Source organism: Micromonospora sp. LA-10 (assembly GCF_051853095.1).
Taxonomy (GTDB): Bacteria; Actinomycetota; Actinomycetes; order Mycobacteriales; family Micromonosporaceae; genus Micromonospora; species Micromonospora echinospora_A.
In genome coordinates this window covers 4,173,100-4,199,404 of the sequence record NZ_CP195710.1, presented here as the reverse complement: position 1 = coordinate 4,199,404, position 26,305 = coordinate 4,173,100, and the positions used below count along the sequence as shown (strand labels likewise).

At 74.1% G+C, this 26,305-nt stretch carries 23 protein-coding genes and 1 riboswitch; of the genes, 11 read left to right on the top strand and 12 right to left on the bottom strand.

Annotation, left to right across the window (positions count from 1 at the left end; genetic code table 11):
* The first annotated feature begins 46 nt into the window (after nucleotides 1-46).
* A complete protein-coding gene (locus ACSDG8_RS19830) occupies nucleotides 47-1,015 on the top strand; it encodes a Gfo/Idh/MocA family protein (RefSeq protein WP_210896985.1) in 969 nt (322 codons plus the stop codon).
* A gap of 53 nt (nucleotides 1,016-1,068) precedes the next feature.
* Here ACSDG8_RS19830 and ACSDG8_RS19825 read toward each other — a convergent pair whose 3' ends face one another.
* The 3 genes from ACSDG8_RS19825 to ACSDG8_RS19815 all read right to left on the bottom strand — a co-directional run bounded on the left by ACSDG8_RS19825 (nucleotide 1,069) and on the right by ACSDG8_RS19815 (nucleotide 3,804).
* Nucleotides 1,069-2,073, bottom strand: a complete 1,005-nt coding sequence (locus ACSDG8_RS19825) for an inorganic phosphate transporter (protein ID WP_210896987.1) — start codon at nucleotides 2,071-2,073, stop codon at nucleotides 1,069-1,071.
* 4 nt (nucleotides 2,074-2,077) lie between these two features.
* Nucleotides 2,078-2,704, bottom strand: coding sequence for a DUF47 domain-containing protein (locus ACSDG8_RS19820; RefSeq protein ID WP_030504473.1), 627 nt, complete (start codon nucleotides 2,702-2,704; stop codon nucleotides 2,078-2,080).
* 149 nt (nucleotides 2,705-2,853) lie between these two features.
* Entirely contained in the window at nucleotides 2,854-3,804 is a 951-nt protein-coding gene (locus tag ACSDG8_RS19815) for a PPK2 family polyphosphate kinase (RefSeq protein WP_210896989.1), read from the bottom strand.
* A 232-nt stretch (nucleotides 3,805-4,036) separates the two neighbouring features.
* Between ACSDG8_RS19815 and sigJ the strand changes: the two genes are divergently transcribed.
* Nucleotides 4,037-4,990, top strand: coding sequence for an RNA polymerase sigma factor SigJ (gene sigJ, locus ACSDG8_RS19810; protein ID WP_210896991.1), 954 nt, complete (start codon nucleotides 4,037-4,039; stop codon nucleotides 4,988-4,990).
* 6 nt (nucleotides 4,991-4,996) lie between these two features.
* On the opposite strand, the gene ACSDG8_RS19805 is transcribed toward sigJ, so the two are convergent.
* Nucleotides 4,997-5,503, bottom strand: coding sequence for a DUF402 domain-containing protein (locus ACSDG8_RS19805; RefSeq protein ID WP_210896993.1), 507 nt, complete (start codon nucleotides 5,501-5,503; stop codon nucleotides 4,997-4,999).
* Nucleotides 5,504-5,627: 124 nt separating this feature from the next.
* Between ACSDG8_RS19805 and ACSDG8_RS19800 the strand changes: the two genes are divergently transcribed.
* Nucleotides 5,628-7,772, top strand: a complete 2,145-nt coding sequence (locus ACSDG8_RS19800) for an ATP-dependent DNA helicase (RefSeq protein ID WP_210896995.1) — start codon at nucleotides 5,628-5,630, stop codon at nucleotides 7,770-7,772.
* Nucleotides 7,773-7,823: 51 nt separating this feature from the next.
* Here the strand turns inward: ACSDG8_RS19800 and ACSDG8_RS19795 are convergent, their stop codons facing one another.
* Entirely contained in the window at nucleotides 7,824-9,122 is a 1,299-nt protein-coding gene (locus ACSDG8_RS19795; RefSeq protein ID WP_374225819.1) for an AI-2E family transporter, read from the bottom strand.
* A 155-nt stretch (nucleotides 9,123-9,277) separates the two neighbouring features.
* On the opposite strand from ACSDG8_RS19795, the gene ACSDG8_RS19790 reads away from it, so the two are divergent.
* Both ACSDG8_RS19790 and ACSDG8_RS19785 read left to right on the top strand, forming a co-directional pair.
* Nucleotides 9,278-9,625 carry a GroES family chaperonin gene (locus tag ACSDG8_RS19790; protein ID WP_210896999.1) on the top strand — a complete coding sequence of 116 codons (348 nt, stop codon included), beginning with the start codon at nucleotides 9,278-9,280 and terminating at the stop codon, nucleotides 9,623-9,625.
* A 73-nt stretch (nucleotides 9,626-9,698) separates the two neighbouring features.
* Complete coding sequence (locus ACSDG8_RS19785) at nucleotides 9,699-9,866, top strand: hypothetical protein (protein ID WP_167796936.1); 168 nt, start codon at nucleotides 9,699-9,701, stop codon at nucleotides 9,864-9,866.
* 3 nt (nucleotides 9,867-9,869) lie between these two features.
* On the opposite strand, the gene ACSDG8_RS19780 is transcribed toward ACSDG8_RS19785, so the two are convergent.
* Nucleotides 9,870-11,447 (bottom strand): PrsW family intramembrane metalloprotease, encoded by a 1,578-nt coding sequence (locus ACSDG8_RS19780; protein WP_439427146.1) that lies wholly within the window; start codon nucleotides 11,445-11,447, stop codon nucleotides 9,870-9,872.
* A gap of 23 nt (nucleotides 11,448-11,470) precedes the next feature.
* A riboswitch (SAM riboswitch) is annotated at nucleotides 11,471-11,593 on the top strand.
* A 48-nt stretch (nucleotides 11,594-11,641) separates the two neighbouring features.
* On the opposite strand from ACSDG8_RS19780, the gene ACSDG8_RS19775 reads away from it, so the two are divergent.
* Complete coding sequence (locus tag ACSDG8_RS19775; RefSeq protein ID WP_210897003.1) at nucleotides 11,642-12,904, top strand: aminotransferase class V-fold PLP-dependent enzyme; 1,263 nt, start codon at nucleotides 11,642-11,644, stop codon at nucleotides 12,902-12,904.
* 193 nt (nucleotides 12,905-13,097) lie between these two features.
* Here the strand turns inward: ACSDG8_RS19775 and ACSDG8_RS19770 are convergent, their stop codons facing one another.
* Nucleotides 13,098-14,357, bottom strand: coding sequence for an FUSC family protein (locus tag ACSDG8_RS19770; RefSeq protein WP_439427145.1), 1,260 nt, complete (start codon nucleotides 14,355-14,357; stop codon nucleotides 13,098-13,100).
* 69 nt (nucleotides 14,358-14,426) lie between these two features.
* Between ACSDG8_RS19770 and ACSDG8_RS19765 the strand changes: the two genes are divergently transcribed.
* Nucleotides 14,427-15,062: an HD domain-containing protein gene (locus ACSDG8_RS19765; RefSeq protein WP_210893975.1), complete on the top strand. Its 636-nt coding sequence runs from the start codon at nucleotides 14,427-14,429 to the stop codon at nucleotides 15,060-15,062.
* On the opposite strand, the gene ACSDG8_RS19760 is transcribed toward ACSDG8_RS19765, so the two are convergent.
* Nucleotides 14,988-15,326 carry a DUF4031 domain-containing protein gene (locus tag ACSDG8_RS19760; RefSeq protein ID WP_210893977.1) on the bottom strand — a complete coding sequence of 113 codons (339 nt, stop codon included), beginning with the start codon at nucleotides 15,324-15,326 and terminating at the stop codon, nucleotides 14,988-14,990. The two genes, ACSDG8_RS19765 and ACSDG8_RS19760, sit on opposite strands and share 75 nt — an antisense overlap.
* 33 nt (nucleotides 15,327-15,359) lie before the next feature.
* On the opposite strand from ACSDG8_RS19760, the gene ACSDG8_RS19755 reads away from it, so the two are divergent.
* Nucleotides 15,360-16,760: an FAD-binding oxidoreductase gene (locus ACSDG8_RS19755; protein ID WP_210893979.1), complete on the top strand. Its 1,401-nt coding sequence runs from the start codon at nucleotides 15,360-15,362 to the stop codon at nucleotides 16,758-16,760.
* Nucleotide 16,761: 1 nt separating this feature from the next.
* Here ACSDG8_RS19755 and ACSDG8_RS19750 read toward each other — a convergent pair whose 3' ends face one another.
* Nucleotides 16,762-17,271, bottom strand: a complete 510-nt coding sequence (locus tag ACSDG8_RS19750; RefSeq protein ID WP_210893982.1) for a hypothetical protein — start codon at nucleotides 17,269-17,271, stop codon at nucleotides 16,762-16,764.
* Between the two features lie 66 nt (nucleotides 17,272-17,337).
* Nucleotides 17,338-19,155, bottom strand: coding sequence for a glycerol-3-phosphate dehydrogenase/oxidase (locus tag ACSDG8_RS19745; RefSeq protein ID WP_210894413.1), 1,818 nt, complete (start codon nucleotides 19,153-19,155; stop codon nucleotides 17,338-17,340).
* A 68-nt stretch (nucleotides 19,156-19,223) separates the two neighbouring features.
* Here ACSDG8_RS19745 and ACSDG8_RS19740 point away from each other — a divergent pair, with 68 nt between their 5' ends.
* The 3 genes from ACSDG8_RS19740 (at nucleotide 19,224) to ACSDG8_RS19730 (ending at nucleotide 22,894) form a co-directional block, all read left to right on the top strand.
* Nucleotides 19,224-21,632 (top strand): S8 family serine peptidase, encoded by a 2,409-nt coding sequence (locus ACSDG8_RS19740; RefSeq protein ID WP_210893984.1) that lies wholly within the window; start codon nucleotides 19,224-19,226, stop codon nucleotides 21,630-21,632.
* Nucleotides 21,633-21,675: 43 nt separating this feature from the next.
* Nucleotides 21,676-22,602 carry a GNAT family N-acetyltransferase gene (locus tag ACSDG8_RS19735; RefSeq protein WP_210893985.1) on the top strand — a complete coding sequence of 309 codons (927 nt, stop codon included), beginning with the start codon at nucleotides 21,676-21,678 and terminating at the stop codon, nucleotides 22,600-22,602.
* 70 nt (nucleotides 22,603-22,672) lie between these two features.
* Nucleotides 22,673-22,894: a hypothetical protein gene (locus ACSDG8_RS19730; protein WP_073829133.1), complete on the top strand. Its 222-nt coding sequence runs from the start codon at nucleotides 22,673-22,675 to the stop codon at nucleotides 22,892-22,894.
* A 69-nt stretch (nucleotides 22,895-22,963) separates the two neighbouring features.
* Here the strand turns inward: ACSDG8_RS19730 and groL are convergent, their stop codons facing one another.
* Both groL and ACSDG8_RS19720 read right to left on the bottom strand, forming a co-directional pair.
* Complete coding sequence (gene groL, locus ACSDG8_RS19725) at nucleotides 22,964-24,586, bottom strand: chaperonin GroEL (protein WP_030502773.1); 1,623 nt, start codon at nucleotides 24,584-24,586, stop codon at nucleotides 22,964-22,966.
* 275 nt (nucleotides 24,587-24,861) lie between these two features.
* Nucleotides 24,862-26,286 (bottom strand): hypothetical protein, encoded by a 1,425-nt coding sequence (locus ACSDG8_RS19720; protein ID WP_210942566.1) that lies wholly within the window; start codon nucleotides 26,284-26,286, stop codon nucleotides 24,862-24,864.
* Between the last annotated feature and the right edge of the window lie 19 nt (nucleotides 26,287-26,305).

The following is a 26,305-nucleotide window of genomic DNA, read 5'->3' as shown; positions in this document are numbered from 1 at the left end:
TGGATCGCCCTCCCGGCCCCGGAGCGGGAAGGGATAGCGTGCCGGCATGACGCGTTGGGGAATCCTGGCCACCGGAAACATCGCCGCCTCTTTCGCCGCCGATCTGCGGCTGGTGCCGGACGCCGAACTGGTGGCTGTCGGCTCGCGTACCCGGGAGAGCGCCGAGCTGTTCGCGCGCCGGCACGACGTGCCGCGGGCGTACGCCTCATGGGCGGAACTGGCCGCGGACCCGGACGTGGACGCGATCTACGTGGCCACCCCGCACGCGGCGCACCACGAGGCGGCGCTGGCGTGCCTGGCCGGCGGCAAGGCCGTGCTGGTGGAGAAGCCGTGCACGCTGGACCTGCCGACCACCACCGAGCTGGTGGAGACGGCCCGCGCCCGGGGTCTGTTCCTCATGGAGGCCATGTGGATGCGGACCAACCCGCTGATCCTGCGGGTGCTGGAGCTGATCCGGGACGGCGCGATCGGCGAGGTCACGCACGTACGGGCCGACTTCGGCGTGGCCGGACCGTTCCCGCCGGAGCACCGGATGCGGGCCCGGACGCTCGGCGGCGGCGCGCTGCTCGACCTCGGCGTCTATCCGCTGAGCCTGGCCCACCTGGTGCTCGGCGTGCCGCAGCACGTGCAGGCGTGGGCGAAGCTGAGCCCGGAGGCGGTGGACGAGAACACCGGCATGGTGCTCGGCTGGGACTCCGGCGCGGTGGCCACGCTCAGCTGCGGCATGGTCGGCGCGACGGCGATCACCGCGTCGATCACGGGCACCACCGGCCGGATCGACCTGCCCGAGCTGTTCTTCCGGCCCGCGCACGCGGTGCTGCACCGGGCCGGCGCCGAGCCGGAGACGATCCCGGCGGACCTGACCGGCGGCGGATACCAGTACGAGGCGATCGAGGTGCAGCGCTGCCTCGCGGCCGGGCTGACCGAGAGCCCGCTGGTGCCGCACGCCGCCACGCTCGAGGTGATGGGCCTGCTCGACGACATCAAGGCCCGGATCGGCGTCTCCTACGCGTGAGGGGTCCCCGCCACGGCGGGAACCCCTCGACGTTCGCGCGGGAGAGCGGGGGATCAGAACAAGGGGCGGACCAGCAGGTACGCGAGGCAGGCGATCGCGGCGGCGGCCGGGAACGTGATGATCCAGGCGATCACGATGTTTCCGGCCACGTTCCAGCGCACCGCGGAGAGCCGTTTCGTCGAGCCCACACCCATGATCGCCGAGGTGATCGTGTGCGTGGTGGAGATCGGCGCCTTGAGCACGAGCGCGTTGAAGTAGAGCACCGCGCTGGCCACGGTCTCCGCCGCGAAGCCCTCCGCCGGGCCGAGGTCGATGATCTTCCGGCCGAGCGTCCGGATGATCCGCCAGCCGCCCGCGTAAGTGCCGGCGGCCAGCATCGCGGCGGAGGTCCAGAAGACCCAGCCCGGGATGTGGGTCTTGCTCTCCTGGAAGCCACCGGTGTAGAGCGCCAGCACGATGATGCCCATGGTCTTGGCGGCGTCCTGCATGCCGTGGCCGACCGACATGGCGGCGGCGGACACGGTCTGCGCCCAGCGGAAGCCGCGGCTGAGCTTGCCCGGCTGCCCCTTCCGGAACAGCCACATGATCGCCAGCATCACCAGGAAGCCGAGCACCAGGCCGACCACCGGCGACAGCACCATCGGGATGAGGACCTTCTCGATGATGGTGCCCCACTGGACGATGCCGTCGGCGGCGAACAGGGTGGCGCCGACCAGGCCGCCGAAGAGGGCGTGCGAAGAGGACGAGGGCAGGCCGAAGTACCAGGTGATCAGGTTCCAGATGATCGCGCCGAGTACACCGGCGAAGACCACGCCGAGGCTCTCCACCCCGGTCGGCAACGTCACCAGCCCGTCGCCGACCGTCTTGGCGACACCGGCGCCGAAGTGCGCGCCGACGAAGTTGCCGACTGCCGCCAGCGCCAGGGCGATCCGGGGGGTCAGCGCCCGGGTCGAGATGCTGGTGGCGATCGCGTTTGCCGCGTCGTGGAAGCCGTTCGTGTAGTCGAACGCCATGGCGACCGCGATCACCGCCAGCACGGCGATGAGTTCGGGACTCACTGGCTCAGGACTCCTTGACCGCGATGGTCTCGACGGTGTTGGCGACGTGCTCGAAGGCGTCGCAGGCGGCCTCCAGCTCGTCGGCCACCTCCTTCATCTTCAGCACCGTGAGCGCGTCGTACTCACCGGAGAAGAGGCGTACCAGCAGCATCCGGTACGCCTGGTCGCCGTCGTTCTCGAGCCGGTTGCACTCGATCCAGTAGTCCTCGAGATCCTTCATCGACTTCAGCCGCGGCATCGCCTCGGCGGTGAGCTTGGCCTGCAGGTCGAGCACGTTCACCAGCTCGTGCAGCTCGCGCGGAAGCGACGGGAGCTTGGTCAGGCCGTACAGGTAGAGCAGGTTGCCGACCGCCTCCAGGTGGTCCATCACGTCGTCGAGCAGCGAGCCCAGCCGGTAGATGTCCTCCCGGTCGAACGGGGTGATGAACGTGGAGTTGATCTTCTTGTACAGCTCGTGCGTGATCTGGTCGCTGTCGTGCTCGATGTCGGTCAGCCGCTCGCTGATCGACTGCACGTCGGCGCCGGGCAGACCCAGCTCGTTGAGCAGGTCGGTCCCCTTGACCAGGTTCTGCGCGGCCCTGGTGAAGAGCTCGTAGAAAGCGCCCTCGGTGGGACGGAAGGAAAACTTCACAGCACGGACCTCGTCGTGTCGGTGGAAGGGTGGCCGTCGCCGCCCGGGCGTCTGCATTGCGCATGCTAGGGATCGCGTCCAGGCGGCTTTCGATCGGCCCACCCCTGGTCAAGCCCGATTCACCGCTCGTTCACCTTCCGTTCACCTGATCACCCGCCGAGTTGGTTCCGTAACCGGTCACGCTCCCGATCAACGTCGAAATCGGCAGCCGGATACCCCAGATGCAACCCCTCGAACGTCTCGCGCAGCAGGTGGGCCACCGCCCAGTCCCGGTACCACTTGCGGTCCGCCGGGACCACGAACCAGGGCGCGTCGTCGCCGCCGCACCGCTCGATCGCCTCGGCGTACGCCGCCTGATAGTCGTCCCAACGTGCCCGGGTGTCCAGGTCACTGGGGTTGTACTTCCAGAACTTCGTCGGGTCGGTCAGCCGCTCCATCAGCCGCTCGCCCTGCTCGGCGTACGAGATGTGCAGCATGACTTTGATCACCGTCACCGCCTGCTCGGCCAGTTCTCGCTCGAAGTCGTTGATGATCGCGTACCGGGACTGCCAGGTCGCCTCGTCGACCAGCCCCTCGACCCGGGCGATCAGCACGTCCTCATAGTGCGAGCGGTTGAACACGCCCACGTACCCGGGCGGCGGCAGCGCCCGCCGCACCCGCCACAGGAAGTCGTGCCGCAACTCCTCCTCGGTCGGCGGCCCGAACGAGCGGATGTGCAGCCCCAACGGGTTCATCGCGCCGGCCACCCGCTTCACGGCGCCGTCCTTGCCGCCGCAGTCCATCGCCTGGAGCACCAGCAGCAGTCGGCGCGGCCGGCCCTCGCCCAGCCCTGCGCCCGCCTGGGCCGGCGCGCTCGTGGCGCTGCCCGGACCGGCGGCGCCCTGCGCCGAGGCGTACAGCATCTCCTGCTGCCGCCCCAGCTCCGCGCCGACCATCTCGACCTGGGCCCGCGCCCACTCCTTGCGCGCGGGTCCGCGCCCGGCCGCCGCCGGCAGCCCGGGCGTCGACCGGGGGTCGATCGCCGCCAGGTCCACCGGCCCCGGCCCCACCCGCAGCAGTTCCCGCATCGGCCCGCCCTCGGGCCCCACCACCTCACTCATCCCCCGATCCTCACCCCCAAAAGCAATCCCCGGGTACGCCGCGCCCCCTAAAACCCCCTTTGTCCCCCGCCGTCCACCACCCCCACCCCGTCGATCTTGCAGTTGCGGCCCGTGACGTGCCCGTAAAGCGGCGTTTGCCGGGGCAGCAAGTGCAAGATCAGCGAGGCGTGGGTGGGGTGGGGCGGGCGGTGGCGGGGCGCCGGGGTGGGCGGGGGCGCGGGAGAATGGGTGGGTGGATGAACTTACGGGGGAGTTCGAAGCGGAACGGGGGCATCTGCTGGCGGTCGCGCGGCGGATGCTCGGCAGCCGCAGCGAGGCCGAGGACGCCGTGCAGGAGACCTGGCTGCGCTTCTCCAGCGCGTTGAGCGACCCCGATGAGCGCGCCCGCGTACGGGACCTGCGGGGCTGGCTCACCACCACCTGCTCCCGCATCTGCCTGGACGTGCTCCGCTCCGCGCGGGTGCGCCGGGAGGCGTACCCGGGTCAGTGGCTGCCGGAGCCGGTGGTGACCGGCCTGCCGGCGTCCGACGGGTTCGCGCCCGACCCGGCCGAGCGGGCGGTACGGGCCGACCAGCTCGGCACCGCGCTGCTGGTGGTACTGGAACGGCTGACGCCGGAGCAGCGGGTGGCGTTCGTGCTGCACGACGTGTTCGCGGTGCCGTTCGCCGACGTGGCGGACGTCCTCGCGGTCACGCCGGAGGCGGCGCGTCAGCTCGCGTCGCGGGCCCGCCGGGCGGTGCACCGGCCGGACGCGCCGCAGCACAGCGCCGACCTCGCCGAGCAGCGGCGGGTGCTCGACGCGTTCGCCGCGGCGGTGGAGTCCGGCGAGCTGGAGCAGCTGGTCCGCGTACTCGCCCCTGACGTGGTGTCGATCGGCGACGCGGGCGGTCACTTCCCGGCCGGGCGGCGGCCGGTGGTCGGCGTCGAGTCGGTCGGCCGTCTGCTGCTCGGCCTCTACGGCCAGGCCCAGCGGCGCGGCGGCCTGCGCGGACGGCCGGTGCTGGTGGACGGGACGCTGGGGTGGCAGTCGGAGTTCTTCCACCGGGACGGGCGACCCGTCCGGATGGTCACCTCGTTCGCCGTCCACGAGGGGCGGATCACCGCCGTGTTCAACCAGCTCAACCCGGCCAAGGTCGGCGAGCTGCCGCCGCTGGGCCCGGACGCCGCCTGGCCGCCGCGCTGGTGAGCCGGCTCAGACCACCAGTGCGAGCCACTTCCGGTACGACGTGGCGAACGGCTCGGTGCCGTCGCCGAGCGCGCCGAGCAGCCAGCGGGCGGCCGCCTCGGCCTCGGTGACCACGTCGTCCGGGTAGCCCCAGCGGGCCCGGTGCTCGGCGAACTCGTCCTCGTCGCGCAGCTCGACCAGAGCGGTCTCGCGGCGGCGCACCACGTCCAGGTCGAGGTCGATCAGGTGGACGGTCTCCTCGCCCTCCCAGCGGGCCGGGGTGGCGATGTCGCAGTAGACCTCGCTGGTGCGCGGCGGCGGGTTGAACATGCCGGTCCACCAGGCGTGGTGGGGCACCAGCAGGACGAACGGGATCTGCTCGACCGAGGGGCGGCCGTGGTAGACGGATTCGGTGCCGGCGGGCACGCCGAGCCAGACGCCGAGATCGTCCTCGGCGAGCCGACGGGCCGGGTAGTCGCGGTGCGCGCCGCCGTCGTACTTGCGGTAGATCACGCGGACCACGTCGCTCGGCATGCCTGGCACCCTAACCGATTCCGGCCACGCCACGCGATCGGGAGGTAACCGGACGCGACCCGCCGATCCGCCACGCCGCCGGAGCGGCACGAGCCCCGTCGGTGCCGGCGGGTACGGTCGCACGGTGACCCCGTCCCGCACCGCCACCGGCCCGGCCGTCCCGAAGAAGCGCCGCAGTGGCCGCGCCGGCGCCGGCGAGCTGTTGACCGCCGCGGTGGGCGCGGTTCCGGGCGGCTCGGCCCGGCCGGGTCAGCAGCAGATGGCCGAGGCGATCGAGCGCAGCATCGCCTCCGGCGAGCACCTGCTGGTGCAGGCCGGCACCGGCACCGGCAAGTCCCTGGCGTACCTGGCCCCGGCGTTGACGGTGGACGGCCCGGTGGTGGTTTCCACCGCCACGCTGGCGTTGCAGTCCCAGCTCGTCGAGCACGACCTGCCGAGGCTGGCCGACGCGGTCGAGCCGGTGCTGGGCCGCCGCCCCACCTTCGCCGTGCTGAAGGGGCGTCACCACTATCTGTGCCTTGCCCGGCTGGACAGCTCGGTGGAGGACGAGCCGGACGACACGCTCTTCGACACGCCACGACCCGGCAGCGGCGGCACCAAGTGGCTCGGCGAGGCGGGCCGCCTGGGCAAGCAGGTGCAGCGGCTGCGTGACTGGGCCGAGGAGACCCCCACCGGCGACCGGGACGAGCTGGACCCGGGCGTGGACGACCAGGTGTGGCGCACCGTGTCCATGCCGGCCCGCGAGTGCGTGGGAGCGAGCCGCTGCCCGTTCGGCCAGGAGTGCTTCGCCGAGGCGTCCCGGGCCCGCGCCCGCGAGGCCGACATCGTGGTGACGAACCACAGCCTGCTCGCCGTCGACATGCTCGCCGGTCGGCACATCGTGCCGCCGCACAAGCTGCTGGTGGTCGACGAGGCGCACGAACTGGCCGACCGGGTCTCCTCGGCGGCCCAGGCCGAGCTGGTGCCGGAGCTGATCGACAGGTCCACCCGCCGGGCCCGGCCGCTGCTGCGTCCGGACCTGGCCGAGCGGCTCACCGAGGCCGGCGACGCGCTGGCGGTAGGGCTGGCCGAGGCGCCCGCCGGGCGGCTCACCGCCGGCCTGCCGCCCGCGCTGCGGGAGGCGTGCACGCTGCTGGACTCGGCGACCCGGGCCGCGCTGGAAGCGATCGGCGACGTGAAGTCCGACGACCCCGACCCGGTACGCAAGCAGCAGGCCAAGGCGGTGCTGGACGAGCTGTCCACCACCGCCCAGCGGCTGCTGGAGGAAGCCGACCACGACGTGGCCTGGGTCGAGAAGCCGGACAACGGCAGCCGCCGGGCGCTGGTGGTGGCGCCGCTGTCGGTGGCGGGCACACTCGCCACCCACCTGTACGACGAGCGCACGGTGGTCGCCACCTCGGCGACGCTGGCGCTGGGCGGTCGCTTCGACACGGTGGCCCGGGCGCTGGGGCTGGACGCGCCGCCGCCCGCCCCGCCGTCCCCGGCCGCCGCCGCGATCGCCACCGCCGCCGCGGCGGGCCGCCCCTCGGTCACGCCGCCGGTGGCCGCCGCCGAGGGCAGCCGGGCATCGATCGGCACCGTTCCGGCGACCGAGGGGCCGGGCTGGAGCTCGCTGGACGTCGGCTCACCGTTCGACTACGCCCGGCAGGGCATCCTGTACGTCGCGGCGCATCTTCCCCGCCCCAGCGTCTCCGGGCTGCCCGGCCCGGCCGGTGAGGAGCTGCTGGCGCTGGTCGAGGCGCTCGGTGGTCGTACCCTCGGGCTCTTCTCGTCGCGACGAGCCGCGCAGCAGGCGGCGGAGCTGGTCCGCGCGCGGACCGACCTGCCCGTGCTGCTCCAGGGCGAGGAGGCGCTGCCGCTGCTGGTACGCCGGTTCCGCGAGGTGCGGGAGAGCTGCCTGTTCGGGGTGATGTCGCTCTGGCAGGGGGTGGACGTGCCCGGTGACGCCTGCCAGCTCGTGGTGATCGACAGGTTGCCGTTCCCCCGGCCGGACGAGCCGCTCGCCGCGGCGCGCGCGGCGGCGGTGGACGCCGGTGGCGGGTCCGGTTTCGCGGCGGTGAGCGTGCCGATCGCGGCGGTCCGGCTGGCCCAGGGCGTCGGCCGGCTGATCCGGGCCACCGGCGACCGGGGTGTGGTGGCGGTGCTTGACTCGCGGCTGGAGACGGCGCGCGGGTACGGCCCGTTCCTGCGCCGCTCACTGCCGCCGTTCTGGTACACCACCCGGCCCGAGGTGGCCCGGGGCGCGCTGGAACGGCTCGCCAAGAGCTGACGCCCGCGCCTCCCCGGGCGGGGCGACGCGGGCGTCAAGGGGTCGTGCGGGTCAGGGCGCCTGGGAGGCGACCACCACCGCGTCCGGTGGGGTGTCCGGCACGGTACGCGCGGCGAGCCGCCGGACCGCGGTGTTGAGCACGGCGATCAGCGGCACCGCGACGAGCGCGCCGGCGATGCCGGCGAGCACCACACCGGCGGCGATGCCGATGATCACGGCGAGCGGATGGATGGCCACCGCCCGGCCCATGATCAGCGGCTGGAGCACGTGGCCCTCGACCTGCTGCACACCGACCACCGCGCCGAGGATGATCAGCGCGGTCACCGGGCCGCTGTCGACGAGCGCCACCAGCACGGCCACCACGCCGGACAGGAACGCGCCGACGATCGGGATGAACGCGCCCAGGAAGACCAGCGCGGCCAGCGGGAACGCGAACGGGATGTCGAACAGCACCAGGAAGATGCCGATGCCGACCGCGTCGATGAAGGCGACCAGGACGGTGGCCCGCACGTAGGCGCCGAGCGTCGCCCAGGACGCGCGCCCGGCGTCGTCGACCTTCCACCGCGCCGCGACCGGCAGCAGCCGGACCAGGAACCGCCAGATGTTGTTGCCGTCGCGCAGGAAGAAGAACGTGGCGAAGAGCACGAGCACGGCGCCGGTGAGCACCTCGGCCAGCGTGGCGGCGGTGCTGAGCGCGCCACTGGTGAACCGCTCGGTGTTGCCGTTGATCCAGTTCTGCGCCTCGTCGATGTAGCGGTCGAGCTGGCTGTCGGACAGGTGCAACGGCCCGGTCTTGAACCAGTCCTGGATCTGCCGGACGCCCTCGGAGGACTTCTCGCTGAGCTTCGGCACGCCCTTGATGAACTCGTTCACCACGAGCGTCAGCGTGCCGACCACCGCGGCCAGGCCGCCGACGAGCACCACGGCGGTAGCCAGCGAGCGGGGCAGGCGGGCCCGGAGCAGCCAGCCGACCGCCGGGGCGAGCAGCGCGGAGAGCAGCAGCGCCACGGTCAGCGGGATGATCACGATGCTGATCGTCCCGACGATCTTGAGCAGGGCCCAGGTGACGATGCCGATCACGATCAGCCGCCAGCACCACGCGGCGGCGATGCGCAGCGCGTGCGGCACCTCGGTGTCGTCCCGGCTCACGGTCGAGGAGTGCATCGCGGCCGGCGGCTCGACGCCCACCACTGCCGCCTCCGGCGACGCCGACGGTCCCGGTGAGGCGGGCGAGGCCACACCTGCCTCCCCCGGCGCCGCTTCCGGGTCGGTCCGGCGGGTCCGGGCGGTCTCCCGGCCCGACTCGTACGCGCGGCGGAGCCGTCCGCGCATCCGCTCGAAGCGGCTCAAGCGCACCTCCGGCAAAGTTGGCCCCACCATGGCGCAGGGGGGCACAGGATACGTCTGCTCGCCCCACCCTAGGGCGACTCGGCCACACATTGCCCGCCCGGCGCTCCCGCCAACCACGGCGGGATCGACCGGCGGGCACGCGGTAGCGTCTTCGCGTGACCGCCGACCAGAGTCTCGACGCCGGGCTGCCGATCCGCCTGCTGCACGACCGCGTGCTGGTACGCACCGAGGGCGCCGAGGGCGAACGCCGCTCCACCGCCGGCATCGTGATCCCCGCGACCGCCGCCGTGGGCAAGCGGCTGGCCTGGGCCACAGCGGTCGGCGTCGGGCCGCACGTCCGCTCGATCGTGTCCGGCGACCGGGTGCTCTTCGACCCGGACGACCGTTCCGAGGTCGAGCTGCACGGGCGGGCGTACGTGCTCCTGCGCGAGCGCGACGTGCACGCCGTGGCTGCCGAGCGCGTGGAGACCACCGCTGCCGGCTCCACCGGTCTTTACCTCTAGCTCTTCACCGGCGCCGTTTGCGGCGCTGCCCGGCGGGAAGCCCAGGCACCTGAGCGCCCTGGGGAGGGACACCATGCCGGTAGTGATCAAGAAGATCCTCGCCTGGGGATTCCTCGCGTTCCTGATCTACTTCATGGCGTTCCGTCCGGACGGGGCCGCGCAGGTGTTCAAGGGGATCGGGGCAGCGCTCATGGCCATCGCCCAGGGGCTCGGCGACTTCCTGACCGGCCTGATGAGCTGACGTTCAGCGCCCGGGGTGCCAGGGCGCGCCCGGGTCGTGCCAGCCGCCCGGACCGTGGCCAGGGCCCGGACCGTGGCCGGCGCCCGGACCGTGCCAGCCGGCCGGGCCGGGACCGCCCGGGCCGTAGCCGCCCGGGCCGTGACCGGCCGGACCGTAGCCGGCCGGCGGGAACGCGGGCGGCGCGGTGAGCACCACCGGGATCGGCACCACCGGATCGTCCGGCGCCTCCACCGGGCGCTGCGAACCGTCCGGGAACCGCAGGTGGTAGCGCTGCCCGTCCCAGACCCCGACCGGCGCCTGCGGGTCACGACCGACGAAGAACGACCGGTACGCGGAGATCGCGTCCAGCAGTTCCCGTTCCTCCCTCGCTGTCCGTTCCCGCTCGGCGGGCTTGCGGTCCAGTCCCCGGCGCATGCCGTCGCGCAGCAGCGCGAGCCGCGTCGCCGCGAACTGGTAGCCGCGCATCGCCTTCAGCCCGCCGTCACCGGCGACCCGCCGGGCCCAGGTACGCGCCGCGTGCCGGCGGCCCAGGCTGCCCAGCGCGGCCACCTCCGGCGGGGTGAGCCAGCCCGCCCGGACGTAGTCCGGCAGCGTGCGCTCGGTGAGCCGGCCCTCCCAGGCGCGCAGCCAGATCGCCAGCCCCACCATGGCGAAGAAGATCGGCACCATCACGCCGATGTACCCGTAGAGCACGATCACCGTCTGCCCGGTGGCCTGTGCCAGCGAGGGCAGCAGGTTCCAGGTGCCGTGCAGGATCATCGCCAGCAGCAGGCCGGCGAGCGGGGCGAGCACCCGCACCCGCCGGTCGGCGGTACGCGCCGCGACGCCCAGCCCGACGCCGGTCATCGAGGTGAACAGCGGGTGGGCGAAGCCGAACAGCAGGATCCGGACGATGAAGATCGCGATCACCTGCTGCGCGCCGGTGGCCGGGCCGTACTGCTCCACGCCGGTGCGGTAGCCGTACCCGCCCAGGTAGAGGATGTTCTCGACCATGGCGAAGCCGACCGCGGAGAGCCCGCAGTAGACCAGGCCGTCGGTGATCCCGGAGAACTCCCGGCGCCGGAAGATCAGCACCAGGAGCGGGCCGGCCGCCTTGGTCAGCTCCTCGATGAACGGGGCGACGAGCACCGCGGTCAGCGCGGCCGGCAGCCCCCAGTCGTCGAACAGCCGCGCGCCGGTCTCGTTGACCAGCAGCGAGATCGCGGTGGAGACGAAGGCGCCCCACGCGAAGCAGAAGATCAGATACAGCAGCGGCTCCGGCTCGTAGCGGTCGAGCCACAGGAAGCAGTAGACCAGCACCGGCACCGGCAGGATCGCCGCGATCAACCCCACCAGCAGCGCCTCGGCGCCGAGGCTCTCGCCCAGCGTGAAGACCATGAACAACGCGCCGGCCGCGATCAGCAGCACCACACCGGCCAGGGCGAGGAAACGCCGCCAGCCGAGCCGGCGCAGCGGCATCCGGGGCGTCGGCGCCCCCGGCGGCGGGGCGGCGGGCGCGGGCGGCGGCGGCAGTGCTCCGCCGGGCGGGGTGTCGGCCATGCGGTCAGCGTAGTCACCCACGACCCACTGGTCCGGGTTCATCGCTGCGGCTATGCTCCCGGACAGGTCACGAGCGCCAGCGTCAAGCCCCGGCTTGCTGGCCGGCAACCCTCGTCGAGGTTCGCGGTGGGGTGCCCCGGGTGATGACCGGGCCCAGCGCCGCTCCGCGTGCTGGGCAAGCGCGGACCCCGTCCCGGCACCACCCGGGGTCCCCCTGTGACCCGGGAGGCTCCGGCATGACCATCACTCTCGTACCCCCGTCGCCAGTGCTGCCCGCGCCGGTCCGGCCCGACCCGCTCGGCGTGCTCGGCGTACCGGGGGAGATCAACCTGGACCACGCCGCCAGCGCGCCGTGCGCGCGGGCCGCGGCCGACGCGGTGGCCGGGCTTCTTCCGTGGTACGCAAGCGTGCATCGCGGCGCGGGCGCGCTGTCCCGGCGCTGCACGCTCGCCTACGAGCGGGCCCGGCAGACCGTCGGCGACTTCCTCGGCGCCCGCCCCGACGACCACGTGATCTTCACGCGGAACACCACCGACGCGCTGAACCTGCTGGCCCGGGCGCTGCCAGCGGGCACCACGGTGATCACGTTCGGCGGCGAGCACCACGCCAACCTGCTGCCCTGGCCGCGCGGCTCGGTACGGCTGCCGGTGCCGGACAGCCCGGCCGGCGCGATCCGGTCCCTCGCGGCGGCGCTCGGCGAGCTGGCCCGCGACGCCCGCCCCGGCCTGCCCGTGCTGGTCGCGGTCACCGGCGCCGGCAACGTCACCGGCGAGTGCTGGCCGGTCGCCGAGCTGGCCCGCGTCGCCCACCGGCACGGCGCCCGCATCCTTGTCGACGCCGCGCAACTCGCCCCGCACGCCCCGGTGGACCTGGCCGCGCTGGACGTGGACTACGTGGCGCTGTCCGGCCACAAGCTGTACGCCCCGTTCGGCGCGGGCGTGCTCGCCGGGCGGGCCGACTGGCTGGACGCGGCCCCGCCGTACCTGGCCGGAGGCGGCGCCACCAGCCACGTCGGCGCCGCCACCCACGAGGTGCGCTGGACGACTGGCCCGGCCCGGCACGAGGCCGGCACCCCGAACCTGCTCGGCGCGGTGGCGCTGGCCGCGGTCTGCAAGGCGCTCGACGAGGCCGACCGGCAGGCGCTGCACGTACGGGAACAGGCGCTGCTGACCCGGCTGCGCCGCGGCCTGGCCACGCTGCCCGACGTGGTCGAGTTGCGCACGTTCGGCCCGGACGCGCCCCGGGTGGGCATCGTCAGCTTCGTGGTCGCCGGCCGGGACTCGGCCGAGGTGGCCGCGCACCTGGCGAGCCGGCACCGGATCGGGGTACGGGACGGCCTGTTCTGCGCCCACCCGCTGACCCGTCGCCTGCTGGCCGAGGCCGCCGCCCGTACCGGCCGGACCGACCTGCCGCCGACCGCCCTGCGCGCCAGCCTGGGCCTGGGCACCACCGACGCACACGTGGACGCCCTCGTAACAGCCCTGACCCACCTCCCCTGACCCCGCCCCTTCCACCGGACGATCATGAAGTTAGCGGTCGCGGAAAGCGCTCTCCCGACAGCTAACTTCATGATCAACCCGCTCCCCTGGCGGCGATCAAGGAGTTTGTGTCCGAGTTGATCTCTGCGGGGGACGTTAACTCCTTGATCAACGCGGCGGGGGCGGGACGGGTGAGCGGCGGGGCGGGGCGGGGTCAGCCGATTGGGGGGGCCGTCGGGGGGTGGGCGGCGGGGTTGCGGTCGGTGGGGCCGCCGGTGCGGTGCTCCTTCTCGCCGAACGCCTGCCGGACCAGCCGGTTCGCCTCCTCCTGCTCGATCCCGGAGGCCACCAACAGGTCACTCGCGGTGGTCCGCACCTGGGCGATCACCACGCTGCCGGAGAAGCCCACCCCCTCCGCGTACGCCCGGCCGGCCTCGCTCACCGCGCGCAGCGACCGTTCGCGGGCCTCCTCCGGCTCCTGCCCGGCGGCGAACTCCTGACGGAGCAGGCGTACCGACTCGGCCAGGTGTCCGACCGCGTCCGGCATCGGCTCGGGGATGGGCTCCTCGTCCTCGATCATGGTGACCGCGCGGCGGATCAGCGTGCCGCTGTTGCGCATGGCCCGGTCGATCGGGTCGGCCGCCTCGGCGTAGTGCGTCAGCTCGCCGCGCCGGTGCCAGCGGGCCGGGGAGAGTGTGCTCGTCTCCTTGGCGCCCTCGATCGCCTCGGAGAGCGCAGCCAGTTCCTCCTTGTTCTCGCGCAGCCGCAGCAGCGCCCGCTGGGCCGCGTCCCGGTCGCGACTGCGCAGCGCGTCGGCACCGGCGTCGAGCTGGTCGGAGAGCAGGTCCAGCGCCGGCCGGGCGGCTCGGTTGATCACCCGCAGCGGGTTGAGCGGCAGCAGGATGGCGGTGACGAGCAGCGCGATGCCGCCGCCGAGGAGCGCGTCGACGAAGCGGGGGAACTCCAGGTTCTCGGTGGACGGGCTGAGCGTCACGATCAGCACCGCGGTGGCCGCCGCCTGGATCACGATCGCCACGCTCGCACCGGCGAAGATGCTCAGCAGGATCGCCGAGGTCACCACGAGCGCGAGCTGCCAGGCGCCGGTGCCGACGACGTAGATGAGCGCGTCGCCGACGAGCACGCCGACGGCCACGCCGGCGATCAGCTCGATCGTGCGGCGGAACCGTTGCCCCACCGAGGCGGCGAGTGTGCCCACCGCGGAGATCGGGGCGAAGACCGGCTGGGGGTTCTTCAGCAGCCGGTGCGAGATCAGGTACGCGAGGCCGGCGGCGAGCCCCGCCTGCACCGCCAGGCCGAAGGCGGTCCGGACCCGGTGCAGCCGGTCGTGCAGCGTCGCCTTGCTCCGGTGCCGCAGCTCCTCCATCGCGGAGGCGATCCGCTGCCCGTCGCGGTCGACCCGACCGTCACGCAGCTTTCCACGACGCAAGAACTGCAGACGTTCGTCCCGGCCCATGGCCGGTACTACCCGTACCGCCCCGGCTGAATCCCTCTGCCCGGGCCGGAGTGGGGCAGACTGCACCCGGTGGACGACCTGACGGCACGGTGGCGGGACACGGCGCGGGCGGCGGGCGCGACCGATCCGGCGGCAGTCGACCGGGCCGGCGCCCGGCTGCTGGCGGGCTGGCGGGAGCCGCACCGGCGCTACCACGACGAGGCGCACCTGCGGGCGGTGCTCGACGTCGTCGACGCGTACGCCGGGCTGGCCCGCCACCCGGACCTGGTCCGGCTGGCGGCGTGGTGCCACGACGCGGTCTACGACCCGCGCGCGGCGGGCGACGCCAACGAGCGGGCCAGCGCCGACCTCGGCGGCGAGCTGCTGGCCGCCGCCGGGCTCCCGGCCGCGACGGTGACCGGGGTACGCCGCCTGGTGCTGCTCACGGCCGGTCACGCGGTCGGGCCGGACGACCCGGACGGCGCGCTGCTCTGCGACGCCGACCTGGCGGTGCTGGCGGCCCCGCCGGAGCGCTACGACAGCTACGCCGCCGCGATCCGCGCCGAGTACGCGCACGTGCCCGACCCGGACTTCCGTGCCGGCCGGGCCGCGGTGCTGCGGCACCTGCTCGCCCTGCCGGCGCTGTACCGGCTACCCGAGCCGCACGCCCGCTGGGAGTCCCGGGCCCGGGCCAACCTGTCCCGGGAGCTGACCGGCCTCTCCTGAGGCGCGGACGACGTGCTTCGGCCGGCGCAGGCCGGTGTCGCGCAGCAGCCGGACGATCTCCCGCGAGGGCACGACAGTGGCGCCGAGCCAGACCGCCGCCCGGAACCGCTCGGCGGGCAGGTCGTAGTGGTCGCGGTCGAAGCCGCGCCGGGGCGCGCCGAGCATCTCGGCGAACACGTGCAGCTCGGCGTACGAGACGTCGCTGATCAGGTGCGACCAGAGCCGGCCGCGCCAGGGCACGGTGGGCGGGTCCAGGTAGAGCACGGCCACAGACGGTACGCCGGTAGCCTTCCCGGCATGGCCGCCCATCCCCTCCTCGACGACCTGCGGGCCGCGCTCGGCGACGCCGCCGTGCTGACCGATCCCGACCTGCTGGCCGGGCACGCGCGCGACGAGGCCGACCTGTGCGACTCGGGCATCCCGCTGGTGGTGGTCCGGCCCGGGGACACCGAGGACGTGGTGGCGGTGGTCCGGGCGGCCGGGCGGCACGGCGTACCCGTGGTGCCGCAGGGGGCGCGGACCGGGCTGGCCGGCGCGGCGAACGCGGTGGACGGCGCGGTGGTGGTGAGCACCGTGGCGATGGACCGGGTCCGGGAGATCGACCCGGTCGGCCGGATCGCCGTGGTGCAGCCCGGCGTGGTCAACGCGGCGCTCGCCCGCGCGGTGCGGGAGCACGGCCTGTGGTACCCGCCGGACCCCGGCTCCTGGGAGTCGTCCACTGTCGGCGGCAACGTGGCCACGAACGCCGGTGGCATGTGCTGCGTGAAGTACGGCGTGACCGGCGAGTACGTGCTGGGCCTGGAGGTGGTGCTCGCCTCCGGTGAGGTGCTGCGCACCGGGCGGCGTACCGCGAAGGGCGTCGCCGGGTACGACCTGACCCGGCTCTTCGTCGGCTCGGAGGGCACGCTCGGCGTGATCACCGAGGTGACTGTGGCGTTGCGACCGGCCCCGGAGGAGTCACTGACCCTGGTCGCGGTCTTCCCCACGGTGGCCACCGCCGGTGGCGCGGTCGCCGGGATCGCCGAGCGGGGGCTCACGCCGAGCCTGCTGGAACTGCTGGACCGCACGCATCTGCGGGCGATCGAGGCGTACCGGCCGATGGGTCTGCGCACCGACGCCGAGGCGCTGCTGCTGGCCGCGGTGGACACCGGCACCCGGGCCGCCGACGACCTGGCCCGACTCGCGGAGGTGTGCACCGCCGCGGGCGCCGACGAGGTCTACGCGGCCAGTGACGCGACCGAGGCGGCGGCGCTGCTCCAGGCCCGGCGGCTGGCCCACCCGGCGATGGAGCGGTTCGCGGCGCAGACCTACCCCGGCGGCAACGGGGGCCTGGTCATCGACGACGTGGCGGTGCCGCGCGGCCGGCTGGCGGAACTGCTGGACGGGGTGGCCCGGATCGCCGAGGCGTGCCAGGTGCCGATCGGGGTGGTCGGTCACGCGGGCGACGGCAACATGCACCCGAACATCGTGGTCGACCGGGCCGACCCGGCCGCCCTGGCCCGGGGGCGGCGCGCCTTCGACGAGATCATGGCGCTCGGGCTGGAGCTGGGCGGCACCTGCACCGGGGAACACGGCGTGGGGCTGCTCAAGCGGGACTGGCTGGCCCGGGAGATCGGCCCGGTGGGCGTACGGGTGCATCAGGCGATCAAGGCGGCGCTGGACCCGGCGGGGTTGCTCAACCCCGGCAAGGTGATCTGACTCAGCCCTTGTCCTCGGCCGGCGTGGCCTGGGTGACGAGCAGCAGCACGTCGTAGGCCACCTTCGGCTTCGGCTCGCCCGGGCAGTCCTGGATGGTGACGGTCAGGTCCGGCGGCACGAGCAGCGTCGACGTCAGCACCCCGATGCAGCCCTGCTTGTAGTTGCGGGCGTGGTCGGTCTCCTTCGCGATCGCCGGATCCGCGAGCATCCGCTGGAGCCGCCGGTTCTGCTCCGGGCTCAGCGTGCCGGTGGCGTCCACGCCGTCACCGGCGCAGTCGCGGCACTGCCAGCGGCCCGACGGGTCCACCTCCAGGTTGCGGACCGGGCCCTCGTCGCCGAGCTTCTGCACCAGGGAAACGCGCTTGCCGGCCGGGGTCGGGCTGGCCGTTCCGGCCGCTCCGGGCGCGGTGGCGCCTTCGGCCCGGCCGAAGGCGCAGCCGGTCAGAGCGGTCGCCAGCAGGACGGCAGCGGACAGAGCGGGGACGCGCGACGACCATGATGGGCGAACCACGCGGGGAAACCTACACTTCCGTAGGTAGCGCGCACTACCGTCCGAGTGGACCGGGGTGGGGATCCCCTACCTGGGGGAGGCCGGAAGTTCAACGCCCGGGCCGTCGGTCCCTCGGTCTGCTGCGAATCCACGCACATCGGGCGCCCCGAGGCGGGCCGCGTCGGCCGCGATGTCGTCCGTCATGAGCTGCGACTCCCGCTCGGCCAGCACCCGCGCCCGGTAGTGGGCCACCTCCCGGTCCCGGGTCGCCTCGTCCCAGCCGAGCACCGCGCCCATCAGCTCCGCGGCGTGCTCCGCCGACTCCAGGCCGCGGTGGCTGGTCTCGATCGAGATCCGGGTACGCCGGGTGAGCACGTCCTCCAGGTGCAGCGCGCCCTCGGCGCGGGCGGCGTACGTCACCTCGGCGGCGAGGTATTCCGGCGCGCCGGCCAGCGGCGACCCGAGCAGCGGATCGGCGTCGACCAGGGCGAGCAGGTCCAGGGTGAGGTTGCCGTAGCGCTCCAGCAGGTGCTCGACAACACCGACCGCGACCCCGTGCCGGCGGGCCAGGTCGGCCCGGTCCCGCCACAGGGCCGCGTACCCGTCCGCGCCGAGCAGCGGCAGGTCGGCGGTACGCGAGGGGCGGACCCGGCCGAGCCGGTGCATCGCGCGGTCGACCACGTCCGAGGCCATCACCCGGTAGGTGGTGTACTTGCCGCCGGCCACCAGCAGCAGGCCGAGCATCGGCTCCACCACGGCGTGCTCGCGGGAGAGCTTGGAGGTGGAGTCCGCCTCACCGGCCAGCAGCGGGCGCAGCCCGGCGTAGACGCCCTCGATGTCGGCGGTGGTCAGCGGCCGGTCCAGCACCGCGTTCACCTGCGACAGCAGGTATTCGATGTCGCTGGCGGTCGCGGCCGGGTGGGACCGGTCGAGCTGCCAGTCCGTGTCGGTGGTGCCGATGATCCAGTGCCCGCCCCAGGGGATCACGAAGAGCACGCTCGTGGCGGTACGCAGGATCAGGCCGGTCTCGCCGACGATCGCCGACCGGGGCACCACCAGGTGCACCCCCTTGGAGGCCCGGACCCGCAGCTTGGGGCGGAGCCCGACGTCGTTGAGCATCCGCGACATGTCGTCGCTCCACACGCCGGTGGCGGCGATCACGGTGCGGGCGCGTACCTCGAACTCGGCGTCCGGCGAGCCGGCCGGCGCCTCCAGGTCGCGGACCCGCACGCCGGTGACCTCGCGGGCCTGGCGGGTCAGGCCGACCGCGCGGGCGCTGGTCACCACTGTCGCGCCGAGGCTCGCCGCGGTGCGGGCCAGCGTCACCACGAGGCGGGCGTCGTCGACCTGACCGTCGTAGTAGCGGATCGCGCCGGCCAGCTTGTCCGGACGCAGGCTCGGGAAGACCCGGCGCGTGCCCTCGCGACTCAGGTGCCGGTGCAGCGGCATCCCCCGCCCGCCGCCGAACACCCCGGCGAACGCGTCGTACGCGGCCACGCCGAGGCCGTAGTAGGAGCGGCGGAAGAACCGCCGGGGCAGGTCCCGCGCGCCGCCCTCGGCGGGGAGCGGCACCAGGATCGGCACCGGGCGGACCAGGTGCGGGGCGAGCCGGGTGGCGAGCAGTCCGCGTTCGGTCAGCGCCTCGTGGACCAGGTGGAACTCCAGCTGCTCCAGGTAGCGCAGGCCGCCGTGGATGAGTTTGCTGGACCGGCTGGAGGTGCCGGCGGCGTAGTCGCGCGCCTCCACCAGGGCGACCTTCAGGCCGCGGGACGCGGCGTCGAGCGCGGCGCCCGCCCCGGTCACCCCGCCGCCGATGACCAGGACGTCGAACCGCTCGGCGCGGAGCCGGCGCAGGTCGTCGGCGCGGCGCTCGGCGGAGAGCTGGCCGGCCACGGATCGGGACACATTGGGGTCGCGCACCCGTCCACGGTAACCGTCCCGGGCGCGCGATGGCATGCGCCGCCCGTACGGTGATGACCATGCTGACCGGCCCGCCGTTCGTGCCCGTACCGCCGCCGCCACCGCGCGAGACCGGGCCGTGGCCGGTCGTCGCGGCGGTGCTCACCGGGTTCTGGGTCGTGCTGGTGACCGTTCCGGGTCAGGTCGGCGGCTGGCTCGTCGAGCAGGTCCTGCTGGTCATGGGCCTGGACCGGGCGGTAGCGGTGTGGCCGGTGGTGGCGGTGGCCACCGTGCTGCTGGCCGGCGCGCCGTCGCTGGCGCTCGCGCTGGCGCCCCGCTCCCCCGCGCTGCGGGTGACCGGCCGTGCCTGGACCGCCGCCGTGGTCGCGCTCGGCGCGGCGACGCTGCTGCGGACGGTGCCGCCGGTGCACCACGAGGCGTACCTGGCCGCGCTGGCGGTGACCGTCGCGGTGCTCGCGTTCGTCGCCGCCCGGCTCGCCCGCGTGCGCCCGCCCGTCGTCGTGGACGCGGTCCCGGAGGGCCGCTTCGGGACGGTGTCGTTGCTGGCGATCGCGGCCGGGCTGGCGTCGCTGCTGCCCTGGGCCTGGGTGGGCGCGCTGGGCGGGGCGCTGGAGACGGTGCTCGCCGGGCTGGCCGCCGCCGCGCTCGGCGCGCTCGCCGGGGCGCTGCTCGGCGCCCGGTTCTGGGTCGCGTTCGGGCCCGGTCCGGCCCGGTTGGTGCTGGTCGGCGGCCTGGTCGCGGGTGTCGCGCTGACGCCGCTCGCGGCCGCCGCCGGGCAGTCCGGCGTGCAGCTGCCGGCGCTGTTCCTGCTGCCGCCGCTCGGTTTCGTGCTGGCCGCGCTGGAGGCGGCGGCCCGGCACGCGGGCCGGCCGGCCGGGCCCGCGCCGGTGCGCTGGCTGGTCGGGCTGGCGCTGCTGGGGCCGCTGGCGTTCACCGATCCGGACGAGATCACCCTTCTGCTCGCCACCACCCGCGACACGCCGTTCTGGGTCGCCGTGGGCACCGGCGTCGCGTTCGCCGTCGCGGTCCTGCTCGCCCTCGGGTACGGCGTGCTGCTCGCCCGGTCCCGCGCCCGCGCGCCCCGCCGCGGTCCGGCCGCGCTCGCCGCCGCCGCGCTGCTCGTCGCCGTCGCCGTGGTGTACGTGGTCCCCGGCCAGCCGGGCCTGCACGGCGAGCGGCTGCTCGTGGTGCTGCGCGAGCAGGCCGACCTGACCGGGTTGCCGGCCGGGACGCCGGGGCGGGCCGGGCGGGACGCGCGGGCGACGGAGGTCTACCGGCGGCTCGTCGCCACCGCCGACCGCACCCAGGGCGACCTGCGCCGCACGCTGGCCGACATGCGGCTGAACCCGACGCCGTACTACCTGGTCAACGCGATCGAGACGGACGGCGGGCCGGCGGTGCGCGCCTGGTTGTCCGGCCGGCCCGAGGTGGCCCGGGTGCTGGTCAGCCAGCGGCTGCGTCCGCTGCCCGCGCTCGCCCCGACGGCGCGCGGCGACGCCCCGGCGCCGACCGGACCGGCCTGGAACATCTCGCTGATCGGGGCGGACCGGGTCTGGTCGGAGCTGGGCGTCACCGGCTCCGGCGTGGTGGTGGGCAGTTCCGACTCCGGAGTGGACGGCCGGCACCCGGCGCTCGCCGGTGGCTTCCGGGGCGGCGACGACTCCTGGTTCGACCCGTGGGAGGACCGCCGCGCCCCGGCCGACCGGGGTGGTCACGGCACCCACACGCTCGGCAGCGCGGTGGGCCGGGACGGTATCGGCGTGGCGCCGGGAGCGAGCTGGGTCGGCTGCGTCAACCTGGACCGCAACCTGGGCAGCCCGGCCCGCTACCTCGACTGCCTCCAGTTCATGCTGGCGCCGTTCCCGGCGGGCGGGAACCCGCTCACCGACGGCCGTCCCTCCCGCGCCCCGGACGTGCTCACCAACTCGTGGGGCTGCCCCCCGCTGGAGGGCTGCGATCCGGGGGCGCTGCGACCGGCGACCGCCGCGCTGACCGCGGCCGGCATCCTGGTGGTGGCCGCCGCCGGCAACACCGGCCCGTCCTGCGGGTCGATCGCGGACCCGCCCGCGCCGTACCCGGACGTGCTGACCGTCGGCGCGGTGGACCGGCAGCGCCGCGTCACCGAGTTCTCCAGCCGGGGCCCGGCGCCGGACGGCGTGGCCAAGCCGGACCTGGTCGCTCCGGGCGCGGCTGTGCTCTCCGCGATGCCCGGCGGCGGGTACGCCACTCTGGACGGCACCTCGATGGCCACGCCGCAGGTGGCGGGCGTGGTGGCGCTGATGTGGTCGGCGAACCCGGCGCTGGTCGGTGACCTGGAACGGACCCGGGCCATCCTGCGCGACACCGCGCAGCCGGTCACGTCGCCCGCCGAGGCCTGCGGCGGACCGCAGGACGTCTCCGGCGCGGGGCTGGTCGACGCGTACGCGGCGGTGCGCGCGGCCCGGTCCGCCACCACCGGTTAACAACCCTGTCCATTGGCCTGCCGATGCCCTACTGTCGGCGTCCATGGACGTGGAGATCATCGAGCTGGGCCGGGACCGGCTGCCCGAGATGGTCGAGCTGTGCCGCGAGTCGCTCGACCTGCCGGAGGACGCGGTCGAGGCGTCCGCTGTGGTGGTCACCGTGGCGGAGCGCGCCGAGGCCGGCCGTGCCGTGCTGCGACTCGGCGCGGTACGCGACGGCGCGCTGATCGGGGTGCTCGTCGGGTCGCTGTCGGCAGCCGATCCGCGGCTCGGCCACGTCGACCTGATCGCGGTGGCCCCGCGGGAGCGCCGCCAGGGCATCGGCGGGGCGTTGCTGGCCGAGGCGGAGAGCCGGCTCGGCGCGCTCGGCGCGGCCGAGGTGCTGCTCGCCGGCAACCCGCCGCACTACGCCTGGCCCGGCATCGACGTGCGCTACACCCCGGCGATCTGCGCCGCCCAGCGGCTCGGCTACCGGCAGGACCGTACCGCCTGGAACATGACCGCCGACCTGTCCGAGGGATCGGCGGCGCTGCGCCCCACCGGGGCCGCCGAGCAGCGGCTGGCCGGGCGGGGCGTGACGGTACGCCGGGCCACCCCGGACGACCTGCCGGCGCTCACCGCGTTCGCCAGGTCCACGTTCGGCGGCGCCTGGGACGGTGAGCTGGCCGGTTCGGTCGGTCGGCCGGAGGCGGGCGCGCACCTCGCCGAGCGGGACGGCGAGATCCTCGGTTTCGCCGCGTACGGGTCGGCCCGGCCGAGCTGGTTCGGTCCGATGGGCACCGCGCCGGCGGCGGAGGGCTCCGGGATCGGCGGTGTGCTGTTGCGGCGCTGCCTGCGTGACCAGGCGGCGGCCGGGATCACCGCGGCGCAGATCGGCTGGGTGGGGCCGGTGCCGTTCTACTCGAACGCGGCGGCGGCCCGGATCGAGCGGGTGTTCTTTCTCTATCGGAAAGCCGTCAAAGGGGCATAGACGCCAATAGCGCCATTCGGCCTCCTTCGTCATCGACCGGGCTCTACGGTCGGGGCAGAGGAGGCGGCGCATGACCACGAATGACGAACGGGCCGAGGAACCGGCCGACGAGCTTCCCGGCCAGCTCCCGTTCGACCGGCTCGACATCGGCGACGCCGAGCAGCTCGCCGAGCTGACCGGCGCGGACCGGCCACCGGTGGAGGAGCCACGGCAGCCGGTGGACGAGCCGCGGCGGCTGCCGCCGTACGACCGGACGCACAAGCGGCGCAACCAGCGCCCGCTGCCCACCTGACACGCACACGGAAAGGGGGCGGACCGCTGACGCGGCCCGCCCCCCTCGGCGTACTGGATGGAGCTGGACTCAGAAGTCCATCTCCCCGCCACCCGGACCGGCCGGGGCGGCCGGGGTCTTCTCCGGCTTGTCCGCCACGACGGCCTCGGTGGTGAGGAACAGCGCGGCGATCGACGCGGCGTTCTGCAGCGCGGAACGCGTCACCTTGGCCGGGTCGATGATGCCCGCGGCCAGCAGGTCCACGTACTCGCCGGTCGCGGCGTTGAGGCCGTGACCCGGGTCGAGGTTGCGAACCCGCTCGACGACGACGCCGCCCTCCATGCCGGCGTTGACGGCGATCTGCCGCAGCGGGGCGTCCAGCGCGACCTTGACGATCTGCGCGCCGGTCGCCTCGTCACCGGCGAGGTCCAGCTTGTCGAAGGCGGTCTTGCCGGCCTGCACCAGCGCGACGCCACCACCCGGGACGATGCCCTCCTCGACGGCGGCCTTCGCGTTGCGGACGGCGTCCTCGATGCGGTGCTTGCGCTCCTTCAGCTCGACCTCGGTGGCCGCGCCGACCTTGATCACCGCAACACCGCCGGCCAGCTTGGCCAGACGCTCCTGCAGCTTCTCCCGGTCGTAGTCGGAGTCGCTCTTGTCGATCTCGGCCCGGATCTGGTTCACCCGGCCCTGGATCTGCTCGGCGTCGCCGGCACCGTCGACGATGGTGGTCTCGTCCTTGGTCACCACGACCTTGCGGGCGCGGCCCAGCATCTCGAGGCCGGTCGCGTCCAGCTTGAGGCCGACCTCCTCGCTGATGACCTGACCACCGGTGAGGATGGCGATGTCGGTCAGCATGGCCTTGCGGCGGTCACCGAAGCCCGGCGCCTTGACGGCGACCGACTTGAAGGTGCCACGGACCTTGTTGACCACCAGGGTGGCCAGGGCCTCGCCCTCCAGGTCCTCGGCGATGATCAGCAGCGGCTTGCCCGACTGCATGACCTTCTCCAGGATCGGGAGCAGGTCCTTCACCGACGAGATCTTGCTGTTGACGATCAGGATGTACGGGTCGTCGAAGACGGCCTCCATACGCTCCGGGTCGGTCATGAAGTAGGCGGAGATGTAGCCCTTGTCGAAGCGCATGCCCTCGGTGAGCTCAAGCTCCAGGCCGAAGGTGTTGCTCTCCTCGACGGTGATGACACCTTCCTTGCCCACCTTGTCCATCGCCTCGGCGATGATCTCGCCGACGCTGGGGTCGGCGGCGGAGATGGAGGCGGTGGAGGCGATCTGCTCCTTGGTCTCCACGTCCTTGGCGAGCTTGAGCAGCTCCTCCGAGACGCTGGCCACGGCGGCCTCGATGCCCCGCTTCAGGGCCATCGGGTTGGCGCCGGCGGCCACGTTGCGCAGACCCTCACGGACCAGGGCCTGGGCCAGGACGGTCGCCGTCGTCGTGCCGTCACCGGCGACGTCGTCGGTCTTCTTCGCGACCTCCTTGACCAGCTCGGCGCCGATCTTCTCGTACGGGTCCTCGAGCTCGATCTCCTTGGCGATGCTCACACCATCGTTGGTGATGGTGGGGGCACCCCACTTCTTCTCGAGCACGACGTTGCGGCCCTTGGGGCCGAGCGTCACCTTCACGGCGTCGGCGAGCTGGTTCATGCCCCGCTCGAGGCCGCGGCGCGCCTCTTCGTCGAACGCGATCATCTTGGCCATACGGCGTTGTCCTCCTGGACACTCACGGGCCACCCGGGATGCCCGGATGGGCCGTCTGGTGTACGCACCTTGGGGACGTCGCCACCTGGCGACGACGACGTCTCCTCGGTCGGGCCGGACAGCCCGCGACGACCGGCCCCGTACCGCTCCGGCGCCACCTGGGACACCGATGCGGCCGTGGCCCTACCGCCCCGACCTTCTGGCACTCACCGTATGCGAGTGCCAATGACTTGTTTAGCACTCTCCCTAGCCGAGTGCAAGCACGACCGCCCCGCTCAGCCGAGTTCCGCCGCCAGTTGAGCCGCTGTCACCGGGCCCTCCTGGGCCCGCTGCTCGGCGTACGTGACGACCAGCCCCACCTGCTGCACCAGGTAGGTCGGAGTCGCCACCAGGGCGCTGAGAACGGTGACCGTCACCGCCCCGATCGCGGTACCCACGGCACCCATCGGCTCGACCCCGAACAGCGACACGTTGATCCCGCCCAGCACGACGTCCAGCAGCGTCGCCGCGGCCAGCGCCGCCACCACCAGCGCGACCCGGCCCAGCACCATGCCGAACCGGCCGTGGAACATCTGCCACGACCGCCCGACCGGATCCCGCCGCTCGAAGAGGTGGACCGGACCGAACAGGGCGAGCGCGAGCGCGACGTAGAGGCCGGGCAGCAGGCAGAAGCAGGCGCCGAGCGTGACCAGCAGCGACACCACGATCGTCCAGCCCCAGAGGCCGAGGGCACGGCTCAGCCCGTACCGGAAGGCGTCGCCGAGCCCGGCCGGCTGACCGGCCGCCTGCCGGGCGATCACCCAGGTGCCCGCCGCCCACCCCATCGCCTGGAGCGCGCCGAAGATCAGCCCGGCGAACAGGATCGCGCCGTAGAAGCCGAGCGTCTGCGCCCAGAAGCCGTCCGGCAGCGCCGGCGCGCCGTCCGGCGTGGTCGTCATCTGCCCGTCGGGGCTGACGACGAGCGTGAGGACGCCGATCACCGTCGCCGGGAGGACCTGGGTGAGCAGCACGATCGGCAGGAGCTCCCGCCAGCCGCGCCGCAGCGCCGCCCAGCAACGGGCGAACCAGGGACCGATGCCCGCGTGCGGCGGGTTGACGAGCGGGTCCTGCGGGTCGATACCGGAGGGCCAGCCGGCGTACGCCCCGTACCCCGCGGCCATCGGGTAGGCGGCGCCGGGCATCGGATAAGCCGGGTACCCGGGCCCGGTCCAGCCCGCCTGCGGAGCGCCCGTCGGGTAGCCCGGCGGCGTGGGGTAGCCGGGCATCGCGGGGTAGCCGGGGGGCGGGGTGGCGCCGGGCGCGGTCCAGCCGGACTGGCCGCCCGCGCCCGGAGCCGGGGTGCCGCCCGGCGCGCTCCAGCCCGAGGGCGGGGTGCCGTGCGGTGCGCTCTGGCCCGGCGGGTTCGAGTCGGGCGCGTTCCGGCCGGCCGGGTCGCCTCCACCGGGCGGGGTGGCCGGGTCGGACGGGTTCGGGTGGGCGGGCTGCTCGCCGTACCCGGATTGGTGCGGAATGGTCGGGCCGTGACCGGTCTGATCGGCCCACGGATCGGCGGGCGCCGAGCCGGGAGCGGGCACCGACGGCCCGGCGCTCCCCGCTGAGACCGGATCGGTGGCCGCAGGCGGGGGCGCGGTCGGGTCGGCCGGAGGGCCGGACGGCGTCGGCGGCACCGGTTCGGAACCCGGCGGAGGCAGATCGGACATGAGCCCTCCTCAGCGGCTA